Consider the following 17,032-nt stretch of genomic DNA (forward strand, 5'->3'; position numbering starts at 1 on the left):
GAGATAATATCAAAAAAGCCGCGCAGTGCGCGGCTTTTTTCGTTGCAGGCGTTAGAGTTAATCACTGTCCATATTGTGCATTTCTAAATTGGACAGCTCAGCCTGGACAACCGGCCCCTGACTGGACTCACCTCGCGCCAAATCAATACGCTCAAGATATTCCTGGTCAATATCGCCGGTGATATAACTACCATCAAAAACGGATGTTTCAAATCGCTCTATTTCCGGGTTTTCTTCTCGAACAGCCTCGACCAAATCTTTTATATCCTGGAAGATAAGCCCGTCTGCCTGAATCAAGTCTGCGATTTGTTCAATCTCACGCCCATAAGCGATCAGCTCATTGGCTGAAGGCATATCAATGCCATACACATTAGGAAAACGAATTTCCGGGGCTGCTGACGCAAAATAGACTTTATTTGCCCCCGACTCCCGGGCCATTTCAATAATTTGCCCTGACGTGGTGCCACGTACAATTGAGTCGTCTACCAGCAATACATTTTTACCCCTGAATTCGGAGGATATTGCGTTAAGCTTGCGGCGCACAGACTGCTTTCGCATCGTCTGTCCGGGCATGATAAATGTACGGCCGATATAACGATTTTTCACAAAGCCCTGGCGATACGGTAGTTGCAGAGTATTTGCGATCTGTAAGGCCACATCCATGGATGTCTCGGGAATAGGGATAACCACATCAATGTCCTTATCCGCCCATTCCCTGGCTATTTTTTCACCCAGCTTGCGGCCCATGTTCACCCTAGAGGCATAAACCGAGATACCATCAATAAAGGTGTCAGGTCGGGCAAAATAAACATATTCAAACACACATGGTGACGTCGATGGATTCTGCGCGCATTGCTGCGTGTACAACTCACCCTGCTCACTGATAAACACCGCTTCACCAGGGGCTACGTCACGGATAAATGTGAAACCTACAGCATCTAATGCGACACTTTCTGAGGCCACCATATACTCTTCGCCCATTTCAGTAATTCGCTTACCTAATGCCAGCGGCCGAATGCCATTTGGATCCCGAAAAGCGACAACACCCTGCCCGATAATGGCAGCTACTACTGCGTAGGCCCCGCGAATCTTTTCGTGAACCCGGGTCACAACCTTAAAAATCTCTTCGGCACTTACCGTTAATTCAGTACATTGCTGTAACTCATGAGCAAAAATATTTAACAGCAATTCAGAGTCTGACGATGTATTAATATGACGACGGGCAATGCGAAACACCTCTTCCTGCAAATCATGGGAATTGGTCAGATTACCGTTGTGAGCAAACGCAATACCGAATGGCGAGTTAACATAAAATGGCTGTGCTTCTGCCGAACTGGAGGTCCCGGCAGTAGGATAGCGAACATGTCCTATTCCCATGGTACCGGTCAAACGCTTCATGTGGCGGGTATGAAACACATCCCGCACTAGCCCGTTTGCCTTGCGCAGGTTAAACCGATTGTGATCAATGGTAATAATACCTGCAGCGTCCTGGCCACGGTGCTGCAGCACAGTGAGTCCATCGTAAAGTGATTGCGCTACCTGCGTTTTACCTACTATTCCGACAATACCACACATCTGTTTTTACCTATCTTAAGCGGGAGTTAAAAAACTGGAGCTGCCTTTCACAAATGCAAAAAACCACTCGATGATGATCCCAAACTCCGGGATCAGCAAAGATTGCTGCCACCACGCTGCGGTTGCCGCAGCCGTGAAGGTATCCATGAAAAATAAAAGCGCACTGACTATCAGCACACCGCGCAAGGCGCCAAAAGCCACGCCAAGAATACGATCTGCTCCAGATAGCCCCGAAGCCTGTATGGCCTGACCAACAGTATGATTAATAAGCCCGCCGATGATCAGTGTCATCACGAACAAAACCGCGATTGCCGCCCCATTGCGCAGCACTGGATCATTAATACTGGTGAAATAGACGGCTAAATCTGCGAAAAACTGACTGGCTACAAATAACGCACCGAACCAGACGATAAGAGAGATGGCTTCTTTTACAAAACCCCGGATGAGACTAATAAGGGTAGATATCGCAATGATACCGATAATGGAAAAATCGACCCAGTTCAACACGTTAAATTAGCCCATACCTTTTATCAATGAACACGCCAGATGTTTTCAGCGTCAAGATGGCGCGCATTCTACCAGATGCACAGGGTATTACCAAAGCGAAAACCAATTCGATAATGGGGATTTCGATGCAAAAGTATACATTTTTTGACAGTGAACGAATGCTTACTGATTAACCTTGAATTCTGTTACTTTGCCTCTGAGCCCGGTCAGTTCTTTTAAATGAGGCAACGCGTTCTCGAGTTTATTTTTGTCTAAATCTGGACCCACAAAAACTTTTGTCAATGCGCCAGAGTTGGTACGAATACCCCGGCTATAGGTCCGATAGCCAGCCTTTTCAAGTTTTTCCAGCAACTGCTGAACATTCTTTTTGTGCCTGAAACTCCCCAGTTGAATAACCCATCCGGCATCGTCGGCAGCATCAGCAGGCGCGTTAACCACCGTCTGCTTAGCCAGATCATCAGAGGTATCCCGCGCTGATGCTTGCGCATTAGTTTGTTGACTTGCAGGGCGTGGCTCATCGACGGCTACATCATCGACGATTTCTATCGGACGCTGGGCAGCCCGCGCAACCCGCTCTGAGGGAAAAGTATCGGGCTCTACAATCGGTTTCTTGGCCGGAGTCGCCGGAACACTGGCAAAATCAGTCTTTACAGTTTCTTTTTTACCATTAAGAAAATCAGGCAGAAAAATCACCGCCAATGCCACCACGATGACAGTTCCTACCAAGCGGTTTTGAAGGGCCGAGCTCACTGAATACTCCTGTTACAACCTGAGTTATTGCGACGTTGTCGAGGATGCTCGCATAACATCCGCAACAGTCAAAAAAGAGCCAAAAACCACGATAATATCATCATCCTGCGCATCATTAAGTGCATTCAGATACGCCTGCTCTACGTCAGTGTAACAGTTTGACTGATTTTGATCTGCATTATCAAGATTTTCCTGCAATACTGATGCTGCAGCCCCCCGGGGGCCCTGTGTGGTACCCAGATACCAGTGTGCGTTTAATCCGGCAAGCTCTGTCAATGTCGCGCGTATAGATTTATCCTTCAACATTCCCACCACGAGTCTTAGCTGATGGAACTGCTGTTGATGTAGCCATTTTCGCAGCGCAGCCATAGCCTGAGGATTGTGTCCCACATCCACCACAACCCACGGTTGGGTGGCTATGGTTTCCAGCCTGCCAGGAAGATTTACCCGGGCGACAAGCGCCTGCACAGTTGCCGAATCTGGTAACCAGCCCAGCATTTCCAGAGCAGCCAGTGAGGTGGCAATATTCTGAGCCGGGATCCGAGGTACAGGAAGCTCGCTAATAGTGGAATGAAAGCCTTGCCACTGCCAGGTCTCATTCTCAGTAAAGGTCTGAAAATCCTGTCCGGCCCAGCGCGCTGTTACAGCTAATTCAGAGACCACGTCGGTTAGACTTGCCGGGGGGGATAATTCACCAATAACGGCCCGCCCACCCTGACGCATGATACCAGCCTTTTCCCGCGCGATGGCTTCTCGGGTATCACCCAGCCAGTCTTGATGATCCAGGTCAATCGTAGTAATCACGGCAAGATCTGCATCAATGATGTTGGTTGCATCAAGCCGGCCACCCAAACCTACCTCAAGAATTATGACATCCACGGCGGCCTGTTGCATAAGCAAAAGCGCAGCGAGTGTGCCAAATTCAAAATAGGTCAGCGTAATCCCATCTCTGGCGCTTTCTATAATTTCAAAAACATCACAAAACTGCCGGGCTGCAGGATTCACATTGTTGATTCTAACCCGTTCCCTGTAGTCAAGCAGATGTGGCGAGCTGTAAACGCCCGTTGTTTTGCCCTGCACCAGACAGGCCTGCTCCAAAAAGCGACACGTAGTACCCTTGCCATTAGTTCCCGCGACAGTAATAACGGTTTGTCGGGAAACATCAATATCCAGGCGTTCAGCAACTAACTTAATGCGGTTCAGACCTAAGTCAATGACGCTGGGATGAAGGGTTTCTAAATAAGATAACCATTGCGCCAGAGACTTTTGGTCTGGCGCAGGGTTTGAAGATGTGTTCATAGTGGATTAATCGGGCCGGTGCAGTTTAACCAGCAAACTATACAGCTTTTCACGCATTTCACGGCGGTCGACGATCATATCAATTGCGCCTTTTTCCAATAAGAATTCGCTGCGTTGGAAACCTTCAGGAAGCGTTTCACGAACAGTTTGCTCAATAACCCGAGGGCCTGCGAAGCCAATCAAAGCGCGCGGTTCAGCAATATTGATATCTCCCAGCATAGCAAGGCTGGCAGAAACGCCGCCCATGGTGGGATCCGTCAAAACAGAAATATAAGGTAACCCTTTTTCGCGCATTTTCGCCAAAGCAGCCGATGTCTTGGACATCTGCATCAGGGACATCAATGCCTCCTGCATTCTGGCACCGCCACTGGCAGAAAAACAAATTAATGGCATGTTGTGTTCAAGACATGCATTTACCGCTGCGACGAAACGGGCCCCCACCACTGAGGCCATGGAGCCACCCATAAACGCGAATTCAAAGCTTACCGCAGCCACTGGCATGCCTTTTAGTTTTCCCTGCATGGCAATCAGTGCATCTTTTTCACTGGTACTTTTTTGCGCGGCAGAAATACGATCCTTGTAGCGTTTGGAATCTTTAAATTTAAGAATATCCTGTGGCTCGAATTCAGCGCCAAGCTCTTTACGATCATTTTTATCCAGCAGGCTATCCAACCGCCGGCGCGCGCTGATCCGCATATGATTGTCGCATTTGGGACATACTTCCAGCAGTTTTTCCAGTTCATTCTTATATAAGACTGCCTGACAGGAAGTGCATTTTGTCCAGATACCTTCCGGTACATTCCCCTTTGTCGACGTTTGCGTTCTGGGTAGAATTTTTTGAATCCAGCTCATCGTGGAGAATCCTTTTACTTGTTTGTGCCGCGTTGTAAGTATTTTTGGTATTGCGACAACACATTGTTCTGATTAGCCCGCTATTACACCACAATACAGAAAAATCGAAAAAATAAAACTGGTCTTAGAAGTTATAGCGCGACGTCTTCGTCATTAATCATCAGTCAAAAAAAGCGGACCGAGAGATCGACGGGGAATGCCAAAGTGTGCTGGATAAGTCACATCCACCAGATATAAACCATTGGGTTTAGCGGTTGCAGCCGCCTGGGTGCGATCTTTGCTGGCTAATAATGTTGTTATCCAGTTAGTGGGTTGTTCGCCCGCGCCCACTTCGATAAGTGATCCGGCAATGTTTCGTACCATATGGTGAACAAACGCATTCGCCTGAATATCAATAATGACATATTGCCCCTGACGGGTCACATTGACATGAGTAACATTTCTGTGTGGCGTATTGGACTGGCAGTGCGCAGCACGAAAAGCACTAAAGTCATGTTCACCAACCAATGCTTTGGAAGCCTCCTGCATAAGAGAAGCATCCAACGGTTTATAGACATGGGTGACACCATGGTTCAGTATCGCTGGCCGATTGACCGCATTGAAAATAATATAACGATAACGCCGGTGCGTAGCAGAAAAGCGGGCGTGAAAATCATCGTTTACTTCTACGGCCCAGTTTACCGCCACTGAATCAGGCAGATTTGCGTTTACACCCATGGTCCACGCCCTGTAAGGCCGCGTGTTCGGTGTTGCAAAATGCACCACCTGCCCGGTGGCGTGAACGCCAGCGTCAGTACGTCCTGCACACTGTACATGAATAGTGGTATCAGCAACCTTGGTCAACGCCTTTTCCAGATAGGCCTGTACGCTCGGAACATTCTGTTGCCGTTGCCAACCGTAATATGCTGCGCCATCGTATTCGATACCTAAAGCGTACCGCTTCATCGCACCCTCGTTGTTGTCAGATTCTTAAAAACGCGTAAGTTTAGTCACACCGCGTCCAAGATGCAATCAACAGCGAACATGGCTTGCCCCGGTTCAGGCTGCTATCTTCCAAGCTTAACCAGCAGCGTGCGCGCTTCCTCCTGTTGCTCATCACTTCCCTTCTCGACCACTTCTGTGAGCAGCTCCCGGGCAGAGGGTACATCGTCCATTTCAATATACACTCTGGCTAAATCAAGATTAGCGCTTTGCCCTGCGTCTTTATCAATGTCGATAACATCCACATCATCACTAACACCACTGAACTCTGACAGGCTTACATCTAGATCAAGTGGCATTTCTTCAAACTGCGAATCATCATCCATTGATTCATCCAGTAGTGTGTCTACATCCAGAAACCCCTCTTCGCGAGTGTCTTCTTCGCTTTTACTCAGATCGGGATCATTTAGCAGGGTGGCCAGATCCAAATCAGGATTATCCAGTTTGAGCTCGTCTTCAGAAACGTTGCTAGTTGTCTTGTCTTCTGTCGGGCTCATTTCATCCAGCAGTTCATCAAACTCTGAGGATTCCAGCTCGTCAAAAAGATGCTGACTGTCCTTTTTATTTTCGGTTAACCAATCATCGAGCCCCGGAACATCTTTAAGATCATTAATTTCGTAACTGCCTGACTCAGGCACTACGCCATCGGTTTCTTGCTCAAGAGAAAATTCATCAATATCAGCGGCTTCACTGTCATAATCAACATCCAGTACGCTATCATCAAAGTCACGTTTTGACGGCGTACTGGCAGGTTCTTCAGGGGCATTCGACGTAACGCTGTCAGCAAAGCTTGGTATATCATCAATAAACTGTCGATCGAATTCAGCTAGTGCATCGTCTAATGGATCGCTGTCAGCCGCGTTCGCGTTATTGTCTGGTTCGGCCGCCACAGTATCATTATGCAAAAGACTGTCAGGTTCACTACCTGTTTCATCGACCGTGACAGAATCGTCATTTTCTGCCAGTGCGTCTTGTGACACAGTGTCTTCATGATTTTCAGTTTCTTCATCACTTATTAAAGAAGCATCTGGCTCAGTTATGTCAATCTCGCTGTCTTCGCCTTCTTCGTCGAACGCAGCATCGGCCGACTGCTCGTCATCGGTATCAGATTTATCCGGGATGGGGAGCGATTCAGTATCTTCAACTTCATTATCAGCAGGTTCGCTTATATTATCAGAAGAGACTGAATCAGCAGGCTCAGCATTTGCTGGTTCATTAACCGTGGAGAGTTCATCGACACTGTCGTCAGCTTCATGGTCAGAGGCAGATTCATCATTATCTGGCTGTGCTTCGTCTGGTGCATTGTCAAAATGATCTTCTGTTTCATCATTATTTACTGCAGGAGCATCAGGCTCAGCGGTGACATTCTCGCTGTCGTCGTCTTCTTCGTCCAACCCAGCATCGACCGACTGCTTGTCATTGGTATCACGCGCATCTGAAGTGTTGGGCGATTCAGTATCTTCAACTTCATTATCAACAGGTTCGCTTACATTATCAGAAGAGACTGAGTCAGCAGGCTCAGCATTAGCTGGTTCATTAACCGTGGAGAGTTCATCGACACTGTCATCAGCTTCATGGCCAGAGGCAGATTCATCATTATCTGGCTGTGCTTCGTCTGGTGCAGTGTCAAAATGATCTTCTGTTTCATCATTATTTACTGCAGGAGCATCAGGCTCAGCGGTGACATTCTCGCTGTCGTCATCTTCTTCGTCCAACCCAGCATCGACCGACTGCTTGTCATTGGTATCACGCGCATCTGAAGTGTTGGGCGATTCAGTATCTTCAACTTCATTATCAACAGGTTCGCTTACATTATCAGAAGAGACTGAGTCAGCAGGCTCAGCATTAGCTGGTTCATTAACCGTGGAGAGTTCATCGACACTGTCATCAGCTTCATGGCCAGAGGCAGATTCATCATTATCTGGCTGTGCTTCGTCCGGCGCGGTATCATCCTGATTTCGCGTTTCCTCATCACTTACTGCAGTAGCCTCTGGCGCAGCTGCATCATTGTTGGTGTCTTCTTCCTCTGCGTTCGCAATATCGCCTGATTGTACACGTTCAATATCAGTATCATCAGCGGCACTGTGCGACTCAGCATCTTCCAATGCATCATCACTAGCAGCCGAACTTGTTGCAGTTTCATCTTGCTCTGTACTTTGTTCCGGTGTATCAGCAGTATCATCATTTTCGTCGCTGTCAGATGCCTGGTCAATTTCCGACTCAAGCTCAGCCAGAAGTTCATCGGTAAGCGGGTCGTCAATGGATGAACTCTCATCAGAGCCATATGCAGCATCGAGCTCGGTACTGGCGTCATCGTCAATTTCCACACCTGACTCAAGCTCTGCCAGTAACTCATCAGAAAGCTCGTTAAGTTGCTGTTCTTCCTCCCCCTGCTCTGCGGTTAGCTCGGCTAACAGCTCATCACCAATAGGGTCGTTGAAGCTGGTTGTCGACTCGCCTTCCTCATCTTGTAGTTTTTCGATAATGTCATCATCGAAAATTTCGGAACTTATCTCATCAGTTTCAATTTCATCAAGGTTAACATCATCGAGGCCCTCAGCCAGTTCATCAAGATTCTGAATAGATTGGGGCGATGGTGATGTGGACATAGTCTCGAGCAGCTCATCGTCCGAATCATCTTCAACATCGGGTAAACCGCCCATCTGCTCGAGTTGGTCAATCTCATTAAGAATATCATCGGCCAGCCTATCCAGCTCTTCGTTTTGCTCGTGCACTTCTTTGTCCAGCTTTTCAAGCATAGACTCGTCCACATGGCCGCTATTGATATCCAGTTTGTCTTCAATGCTTTGTTGCTCTTCTTCCAGCAGGTCATCGATGCTGATTTCAGGCTTGGCATCATCATCTTTTACCGCACCAGGAAGTGATGCGGCCTGTGGTATATCTTCCTCGGCCGGAGTATCGGACTGTTCATCAGACCCAGGGGCAGAGTCTTCCACCGTCGCAGTAAAGTCATCTTCACTTACCGGTTCAGAAAATGTATTAGCAGCTTCTGAGTCGAAATCGCCAGATTCAGAGGGATCGTCGTCACTATCAGTGAGCGCGTCATCCGAGGATAAATCAATACCGTCAAATTCTTCAGGCTCTGGAGACGTGGCAACATCATCATCATCGAAGAGACTGTCAAGTTCATCCTGCTCCAGCTCAGTGTCGCCGGTTTCGAACTCCTCTACTATATTTTCATCTGGCACCAGCATGTCATCATCGAGATCAGAAAGACTGTCCAGTTCGTCGTCAAGTGCCTCTTCAAGCTCCGATGACAGGACGTCGTCAAGCATTTCCTCATCATTGAAGAGCTCTTCATCGGATAAATCAGCATCATCCTGGGCTAATTCACTGGTCAGACTAGTTGAAAGATCATCAATTTCAGCATCTGGCTCTGGTGCTGCGGGTATTTCCGAGGCGACGGCCTCGGTGGTGGCAGGCGCCTCCTTATCCCGCCGTTTAAGCAACCATGCACCTAGCCCTCCGGCCAGCAGTAGCGTTAAAATTCCCGAGCCAATAATCAGGCTGGCTGGCTGGCTGAGGGTAGCCATTATGCCACTGTTTTCCTGGGCCTGGCGTTGTGACTGCTCTTGTCTGACAATGTTAAGTAATTCTTTTTGCAGTGCTAACTGCTCATCCATCTGCGCCTGCACATCCCCTTCCACCTGGTCGCGCAGTGTCATCAGATCGGTATTAACCTGTTCTACCCTGTCATATAACTTACGATTTTCTTTAAGCAATGCTTCAACATTGTTTAAGGACATCGCGAACTGATCGCGCAATGCTTCGAATTTTTCGACCTGCTCGGCATCCAACGCATTTATTTTTGCTTCAATCTGATTCCGCGTATCTGAAAGCTCCTCCTGATTAACCAAAGGAACAGTTGGCTTGATGTTGTTGGCCGGCTCTTTTGCCAGTTGGGTAAACTGCGCATCATCCTTGTCAGCCCGTTGTTTTGCCCGGGCTTTGTCTATTCGCGCAATATACCGTTCAGAGGGAAGGCGCAACGTGGCACCATCTACCAGCAGATTGAAGTTGTTTTGTTCAAATGCCTGCGGATTTAGCTGGTAAATAGCCTGCATAACCTGATACACAGACAAATCTGGATTTTGTCTGTAGCGACTGGCAATGCGCCATAATGTGTCTTGTTCATCAATAGGCCCGTAGGTTGCGCCAGAATATTGATCAGTAGCATCTTTGGGGCCACGCAGCTGGGTCTGTCTCTGTTGAGCATCCACATTTGTGGCAGGGAAACTGCCGAGTAAAAGCAGTACAACCAAACCCGTAAAATGCAATTTCATAGCGTTCCTATAAGCCCTCAAATGTGACGCCAACAGCGCTTAAATGGTGTATCCACTAAATATCGCAGGCGGTTGCAATATTTCTGAGGATGCCAGATTGTCGTAAATCATTATGCTAAGTTGCGTCAGCCGGGCCTTGGTGCCCGGCTGACATTTCAGCCTTTTATTGTGGGAGTACAACACAATAACCTGACAGTAAATCAGACTATAAACCAGTCGCTGCATTCAGGCTAGCAGCAACGGTATTCTGTCTATATATCAACAGATAACAGCGTATCATTCCTATCGGCCGGCTGTTTGAAAAGTTTACCCTTATCTTAATTACAGATAATCGCGAATTAACACCTCTGCAATCTGGATACTGTTAGTAGCAGCACCTTTTCTGACATTATCCGATACCACCCACATATTAATACCATTTGGATGAGAAATATCGTTGCGTATTCTTCCCACATGAACGAGGTCGTTGCCGCTGGCACTGGAGACCTGCGTGGGGAAGCTTTCCGGGGTGTCATACACTTTGACGCCCGGGGCATTTTCCAGCAACTGCTTGACCTGCTCAGCATCTATGGGAACCCGGGTTTCAAGATGTATCGCTTCGCCATGACCATAAAATACCGGGACCCGCACCGCAGTGGCATTCACCAAAATACTTTGGTCACCAAGAATTTTCTGGGTTTCCCAGACCATTTTCATTTCTTCTTTGGTGTAATCGTTATCCATAAACGCATCAATCTGCGGAATGGCATTAAATGCGATTTGCCGGCTAAATCCATCGGTGTCGATCTCTTTAGCATTAAGCAACGCGGCAGTCTGGCGGGCTAATGCCTCCATTGCGTTAGTTCCCGCTCCCGATACTGATTGGTAGGTGGCGACATTGATGCGCTCCACACCTGCTTCGTCATGAAGAGGTTTCAGCGCCACCAGCATCTGAATGGTAGAACAGTTCGGGTTGGCAATAATATTACGGTTACGAAAATCGGCCAGCGCGTGGGGATTCACTTCCGGTACAACCAAAGGGATATCCGGATCGTATCTGAACTCCGACGTATTATCGATAACCACACAGCCAGCTTCAGCGGCGATAGGAGCGTACGTTGCCGAGACCGCTCCCCCAGCAGAGAAAAATGCAAGCTGAACCTGACTAAAGTCAAACCCGTCAGCATTAAGCACTTCTATATCTTCACCCCTGAAATTGACTGTGCCGCCGGCCGATCGCTCACTGGCCAAAGGATAAAGGGTGTTGACAGGAAAGCCCCGGGCTTCCAACATCTCGATCATCATCTGACCGACCAGACCTGTTGCACCTAAAACAGCGACATCAAAGGCTTGTGACATAAAAAGCGTTACTCCTGCTAAATAAAAAATAAAATAAGTAGTGGTTAGGGCGCTGTGTTATCAAACTACAAAGTTTCAATCACAAAGCCCAATCCGGTTAATTGCCGCAATATTCCCTCGGAAACAACGCCATTAAGCTGCAATGTGTAGGCGTTAAACTCGCGTCTGACTCGATATTGCTTGCGATACTCTGAAAACTGACCTTCTTCTTTCATTGCCTGTCTGAATCCGTGGTCGTCCTCTGTCACAGCATACATTGACAACAATAACGCACAAAGCTCATCCCAGTTAAGTGCTTCCATAGATGGATTTTCAGCCGTAAAAGATATCGCCTCGGGTGCGACAAGAAAGTCATCAAGCTGCAATTTTACAGGCTTTTGCGCGTGCTCACAAAACTGTTCGTAAACCATTTGCGTGCCGCGTAATTTACCTTCCACAGAATGACCCGCAGTATGCCCGGTCGCCAGCCAAAGGTGCGCTAATAAATCACGGTTTATATGCGGCTCATTCTGATAGACATCCAGGGCTACCAGGGGTGGCTGGCTCGATCGCAAACGCTGTAACAAAGCATTTTCATCAATCACTTCACCGCGACAGGCATTAATTAAAAGCTGTGAGCTGTTCAGGGCGGCCAGGTGCTTTTCGTTTAATAAGTTAACCGTAGGATGCAAGCCGTCTTTGACAAAAGGCACATGTAAGGTCACCACATCGCAACAAAGAGCCTCTTCAAGGCCCACAAAATTTCGCTTATCTCCGTTTTGCTCTCGGGGCGGATCATTCAGTACAAACGCGATACCCAAGGCGTTAAGCAAATTCGACAACGCGGTTCCCACATGTCCGGCGCCAACAATACCAACCCGAATGCGGCTCAGGTCGAGCTTTTCTTGTTGATGGGCTGTCAACAGAATGCTGACAACGTATTCTGCCACGGCAATGGCATTGCATCCGCCAGCATCATGCCAGGGGATACCCTGCCCCTGCAGGTATGTCTTATCCAGATGATTAGATCCAGCCGTCGCTGTTGCCACTAAGCGCAATGATTCTGCCTGCTGCAGTAGCGTTTCATTAACGGGTGTTGTTGAACGCACTGCCAGATAATCACACCAGCTGACAGCGTGCGGCGTGACATCAGCGGCAGCATAGCTTCTCGCCTCACCTAGCGTGGAGAAATATTCGCGGCCTCTTGGAATAGTATCTTCGTACAGAATCTTCATAGCTATCCGGAATTTATGGGGGTGGCAAATAATAGGTTAAGTAAAAACAAAAAAACAGCGCACGGGGCGCTGTTTTTGGTGTACTGACACAGCCAATAATTATTTTTGGTAGCGTTGCATCACCAGCGTGGCGTTGGTACCGCCAAAACCAAAGCTGTTGGACATAATGGTGTTCAATGTCGCTTCTCTGGTCTGGGTGACGATATCCAGGCTCTCGGCCTGCTCATCCAGATTGTCTATATTAATAGACGGGGCAATGAAATTATTTTGCATCATTAGCAAACTGTAAATTGCTTCATTAACACCCGCGGCCCCTAACGCATGGCCGGTCATGGATTTTGTTGCACTGATAGGAACATTCTGATTGGCAAATATTTCCCGTATAGCGGCCAACTCTTTAACATCGCCAACTGGCGTGGAAGTACCATGGGTATTGAGATAGTCAATACTGGCATCAACATTTTGCATCGCCATCTTCATGCAGCGAATAGCGCCTTCGCCGGAAGGTGCCACCATATCAAAGCCATCAGATGTCGCACCATAGCCGACGACTTCGCCGTAAATGGTAGCGCCTCTGGCCAGTGCATGTTCAAGCTCCTCAACCACAACCATTCCGCCGCCGCCAGAGCTGACAAAACCATCACGGGCTGTATCATACGTTCGTGATGCCACCGCAGGGTTGTCATTATACTTTGTAGATAACGCACCCATGGCATCAAACTGACTGGACAATGACCAGTGCAGCTCTTCACCGCCGCCGGCAAAGACCACATCCTGTTTGCCTAACTGTATAAGCTCCAGCGCATTACCAATGCAGTGTGCACTGGTGGCACACGCAGAGGCGATAGAATAGTTTACACCTTTAATCTTAAAAGGCGTCGCCAGACAGGCTGAAACAGTAGACGCCATGCAGCGTGGGACCATATAGGGCCCCATGCGTTTAACGCCTTTTTCGCGCAAAATATCCGCTGATAAGACCTGATTTTCCGATGATGCCCCACCGGATCCGGCAATAATACCGGTACGCTCGTTGGAGATATCTTTTTCTTCAAGACCGGCATCAGCAATCGCCTGCTGCATGGCAATGTAAGCGTACGCCGCAGCATCGCCCATGAAACGCATGACCTTGCGATCGATATGCTCTTTAAAATCAATATCAATATCGCCCCAAACCTGACTTCTCAGGCCTTTCTCAGCGAACTGTTCCGAAAATGAAATTCCCGATTTGCCTGCTTTTAAAGAAGCAAGCACTTCATCTTTATTGGTGCCGATACTTGAAACAATACCAAGACCGGTAATGACTGCTCTTTTCATAATTTACCCTTTATCTGGATGGGCATATGGTAACGATTTTGATCGCTAAAGTGGTCTGCTCTTTAGCCCACTGTTCAGCAAATCGTCAGTAAGTTTGGTAAACACTATGCGCACTGTATCATGCACGCTATGATCATGCAGTCAAATCACTTACGCATGCAGGAAATTCGGTTGAAAACTGACCACGCAAAAGTACATTTTAATGAACAGGGTACCCCGGTTGCTGATGACTTCGGCGATGTTTACTTCTCCAATGACAGCGGCATCGATGAAACCATGCACGTGTTTATGGCCGGAAATGCATTGCCAGCGCGCTGGGAAGACCATGATCAGGCCCACTTTGTCATTGCTGAAACCGGGTTTGGTACAGGTCTCAACTGCCTGGTAGCCATGCAGGCATTTGCAGAATTTCGCAGGGATAACCCGCAGCACCCACTAAAACGTTTATTTATTATAACCACCGAAAAATTTCCATTGCAGCAGGAAGATTTAGCCACTGCACTGGCTCATTTCCCGCAGCTTGCAGCACCCGCAACAGCCCTGCTGTCGCACTACCCTGCTGCGCTACAAGGCTGCCATCGATTAGATTTGAGCGCATTTCATACCACGTTGGATATCTGGATGGGAGATATTCACACTACCCTGCCGCAATGGCATGCACCAGTCACTGGCCTGGTGGACGCCTGGTTTTTAGACGGCTTTGCACCCAGTAAGAACCCTGATATGTGGACAGCGGCATTGTTTAGTCAAATGGCCCGCTTATCCAAAAACACCACCACAGTGGCCACCTTCACCGCCGCCGGCGTGGTTAAACGAGGATTGCTCGAACAAGGATTTGAGATATCTAAAACCAAAGGTTTTGGACGCAAGCGTGACATGCTTACCGCGGTTTACAAGCAAGATAAAGCGGCGGATGCAATGCGTTTTGCGCGAGACTGGCCTTACTACCGCTACGGCGGGCAACCGGTTCGTGCCGGCGATCACGTTGGTATTATCGGCGCCGGTCTGGCAGCGGTAAACTGCGCACTGGCGCTGACTAAAAGAGGTGTAAGGGTCACTCTGCTCACGCGCGGAGAAACGCTTGCTGACGGTGCGTCGGGTAATCGCCAGGGCGGCTTCTATCCCCAGTTACATGCTCAGGCCAATCCGGCGAGTCTTATTCAGGCCCACGGCTTTATGTATGCCGCGCGGGTGTATCATGAGCTTGCCCGACAGCAGGACTTTGACCACAGTTGGTGTGGCGTACTACAGCTCGACTTTACCGAACAACAAGCCATTCGACATGAAAAACTTATGGATAAGTCCGCCTGGCCCAGCACGCTGGTCAGGCATGTGGAGGCTGATGCAGCCAGTAAACTGGCAGGTGTGCCTTTAATCTGTGGCGGCTTGTTTATTGCCACCGGCGGCTGGATCAGCCCCGCCTCACTGGTTAGGGCAATGGTCACACAGGCGCAGCAATCCGGTCTGTTAACGGTTATCGGTAATAGAGAAATTACGCGTATAACTAATGGCGCCCCGGCTTGTGTGTATGCCGAAAAGCACGATGAATTTTTTGAATTCGACCATATTATTATGGCCACGGGGGCCGAAAGTATAAACACGATGCTTAATGCGTACCTGCCTCTGCGCCCTGTTCGTGGTCAGGTGGAAGCCATTCCACAGCAGGATACCAGATTAAGTCAGCTCAAAACGGTGCTTTGTCACAAGGGCTATATGACACCACTTAGTCACGGCCGTCAGGCACTGGGCTCAACGTATGTTAAACAGGATATGAGTACTCAGGTCCGAGCCTCGGAAACTCAGCAAAATATAGCTACGCATCGTGCAGCGCTGGCCGATCACGATTGGATCCATCAGTTTGATACAGATGGTCAGGCCAGAGCTGCCGTAAGACTGGGGCTGCCAGACCATCAGGTTGCCTGCGGTGCATTGCCGGCGACCCTGGCGCAGCAACCTCAATGGCGAGAGCTTGCAAAAGGCAAACCTTTATCTGTGATGCCACTGGCTGAACCACAGTCTGTCCACATGTTGGTCGGGCTGGGGTCACGGGGCCTGACCACTGCACCTCTCATGGCTGAAACATTAGTCAGCCAGTTATGTGAAGAGCCACTGCCACTACCTGAAAAATTACTGCAAGCTATCAGTCCGCAGCGCTTTTTAGTCAGGCAGTGTATTCGTAATCAACTGGATGATTAATTGGTCCCGCTGATGGGATTAAGACTTGTCACCATAAATGCTGGCACATCAATCGATGCGCTCGCCACCAACACATGCTCGCTTACATTGACAATGCGGGCGTTAACCCGCACACCGCGGCGAGTTTCAACCATGGTGCCGGTTAAAATATGATCCATACGGGCCTGGGTAGCAATTTTCTGAAACCCACGATGCATTACGAGGTCGCCGCGTCCGGTCACATACACGGTGTCAGATAACTTGAAATCAACGACAGCCAAGCCATAGCTTTGCAGTTGACCAAGCATATACTCAGCCAACTGATTTCCCAGTACAGTCGTGTCGTTAAGGGTATGATTAAGCCTTACGAAGCTGGCGACCCCTATCTTTTCATCAGGTCGCAGGACACTGACGGAGTCCATCAGCTTCATTGCCAGTTGCCCGGCATAATCATTGAGCGATTTGTGGGTCAGGTCGGCATAAAAGCCATCCTGCAGCGGATCGTGATAATGGGTTGGGTCAGACGCTTCAGGCAGTGGCTGTAAATCTCTTGAATCCGGGCGGTAAACCAGCCCGGTATCCTCATGGGGAATGATCACAGGTTCACTTTTCGATGTATCCCAGGTAGCTGCCCGCATGGCATGATACTGTTCATCGATAGCGCTACAGCCAGATAGTGTCGCCAGCATTCCGATAAGAAAAAATTTGCCTGTGCTCACCACT

General features: G+C 48.7%; 12 protein-coding genes. 1 reads left to right on the plus strand and 11 read right to left on the minus strand.

Annotation, left to right across the window (positions count from 1 at the left end):
- Positions 1 to 57: 57 nt before the first annotated feature.
- The 10 genes from purF to fabB form a co-directional block, all read right to left on the minus strand.
- Entirely contained in the window at positions 58 to 1,575 is a 1,518-nt protein-coding gene (purF, locus tag F458_RS0104005; RefSeq protein WP_018982092.1) for an amidophosphoribosyltransferase, read from the minus strand.
- 15 nt (positions 1,576 to 1,590) lie between these two features.
- On the minus strand, positions 1,591 to 2,079 hold the full coding sequence (locus F458_RS0104010; protein WP_026294475.1) for a CvpA family protein: 489 nt from the start codon (positions 2,077 to 2,079) through the stop codon (positions 1,591 to 1,593).
- A gap of 165 nt (positions 2,080 to 2,244) precedes the next feature.
- Positions 2,245 to 2,832: an SPOR domain-containing protein gene (locus F458_RS0104020; protein WP_018982095.1), complete on the minus strand. Its 588-nt coding sequence runs from the start codon at positions 2,830 to 2,832 to the stop codon at positions 2,245 to 2,247.
- A gap of 24 nt (positions 2,833 to 2,856) precedes the next feature.
- Positions 2,857 to 4,131, minus strand: coding sequence for a bifunctional tetrahydrofolate synthase/dihydrofolate synthase (folC, locus tag F458_RS0104025; RefSeq protein WP_018982096.1), 1,275 nt, complete (start codon positions 4,129 to 4,131; stop codon positions 2,857 to 2,859).
- 6 nt (positions 4,132 to 4,137) lie between these two features.
- On the minus strand, positions 4,138 to 4,983 hold the full coding sequence (gene accD / locus F458_RS0104030; protein ID WP_018982097.1) for an acetyl-CoA carboxylase, carboxyltransferase subunit beta: 846 nt from the start codon (positions 4,981 to 4,983) through the stop codon (positions 4,138 to 4,140).
- A gap of 153 nt (positions 4,984 to 5,136) precedes the next feature.
- Positions 5,137 to 5,928 carry a tRNA pseudouridine(38-40) synthase TruA gene (truA, locus tag F458_RS0104035; RefSeq protein ID WP_018982098.1) on the minus strand — a complete coding sequence of 264 codons (792 nt, stop codon included), beginning with the start codon at positions 5,926 to 5,928 and terminating at the stop codon, positions 5,137 to 5,139.
- A gap of 101 nt (positions 5,929 to 6,029) precedes the next feature.
- Positions 6,030 to 10,268, minus strand: coding sequence for a FimV/HubP family polar landmark protein (locus F458_RS19015; protein ID WP_018982099.1), 4,239 nt, complete (start codon positions 10,266 to 10,268; stop codon positions 6,030 to 6,032).
- A gap of 321 nt (positions 10,269 to 10,589) precedes the next feature.
- Complete coding sequence (locus F458_RS0104050; RefSeq protein ID WP_018982101.1) at positions 10,590 to 11,606, minus strand: aspartate-semialdehyde dehydrogenase; 1,017 nt, start codon at positions 11,604 to 11,606, stop codon at positions 10,590 to 10,592.
- Positions 11,607 to 11,671: 65 nt separating this feature from the next.
- Positions 11,672 to 12,820: a 4-phosphoerythronate dehydrogenase gene (locus F458_RS0104055; RefSeq protein WP_018982102.1), complete on the minus strand. Its 1,149-nt coding sequence runs from the start codon at positions 12,818 to 12,820 to the stop codon at positions 11,672 to 11,674.
- A gap of 99 nt (positions 12,821 to 12,919) precedes the next feature.
- Positions 12,920 to 14,134 carry a beta-ketoacyl-ACP synthase I gene (gene fabB, locus F458_RS0104060; protein ID WP_018982103.1) on the minus strand — a complete coding sequence of 405 codons (1,215 nt, stop codon included), beginning with the start codon at positions 14,132 to 14,134 and terminating at the stop codon, positions 12,920 to 12,922.
- A 171-nt stretch (positions 14,135 to 14,305) separates the two neighbouring features.
- Here fabB and mnmC point away from each other — a divergent pair, with 171 nt between their 5' ends.
- Positions 14,306 to 16,330, plus strand: coding sequence for a bifunctional tRNA (5-methylaminomethyl-2-thiouridine)(34)-methyltransferase MnmD/FAD-dependent 5-carboxymethylaminomethyl-2-thiouridine(34) oxidoreductase MnmC (gene mnmC, locus F458_RS0104065; protein ID WP_026294476.1), 2,025 nt, complete (start codon positions 14,306 to 14,308; stop codon positions 16,328 to 16,330).
- On the opposite strand, the gene F458_RS0104070 is transcribed toward mnmC, so the two are convergent.
- A complete protein-coding gene (locus F458_RS0104070) occupies positions 16,327 to 17,028 on the minus strand; it encodes a FlgO family outer membrane protein (protein WP_018982105.1) in 702 nt (233 codons plus the stop codon). The two genes, mnmC and F458_RS0104070, sit on opposite strands and share 4 nt — an antisense overlap.
- Positions 17,029 to 17,032 lie beyond the last annotated feature (4 nt).

Source organism: Salinimonas chungwhensis DSM 16280, assembly GCF_000378185.1.
Lineage (GTDB): Bacteria > Pseudomonadota > Gammaproteobacteria > Enterobacterales > Alteromonadaceae > Alteromonas > Alteromonas chungwhensis.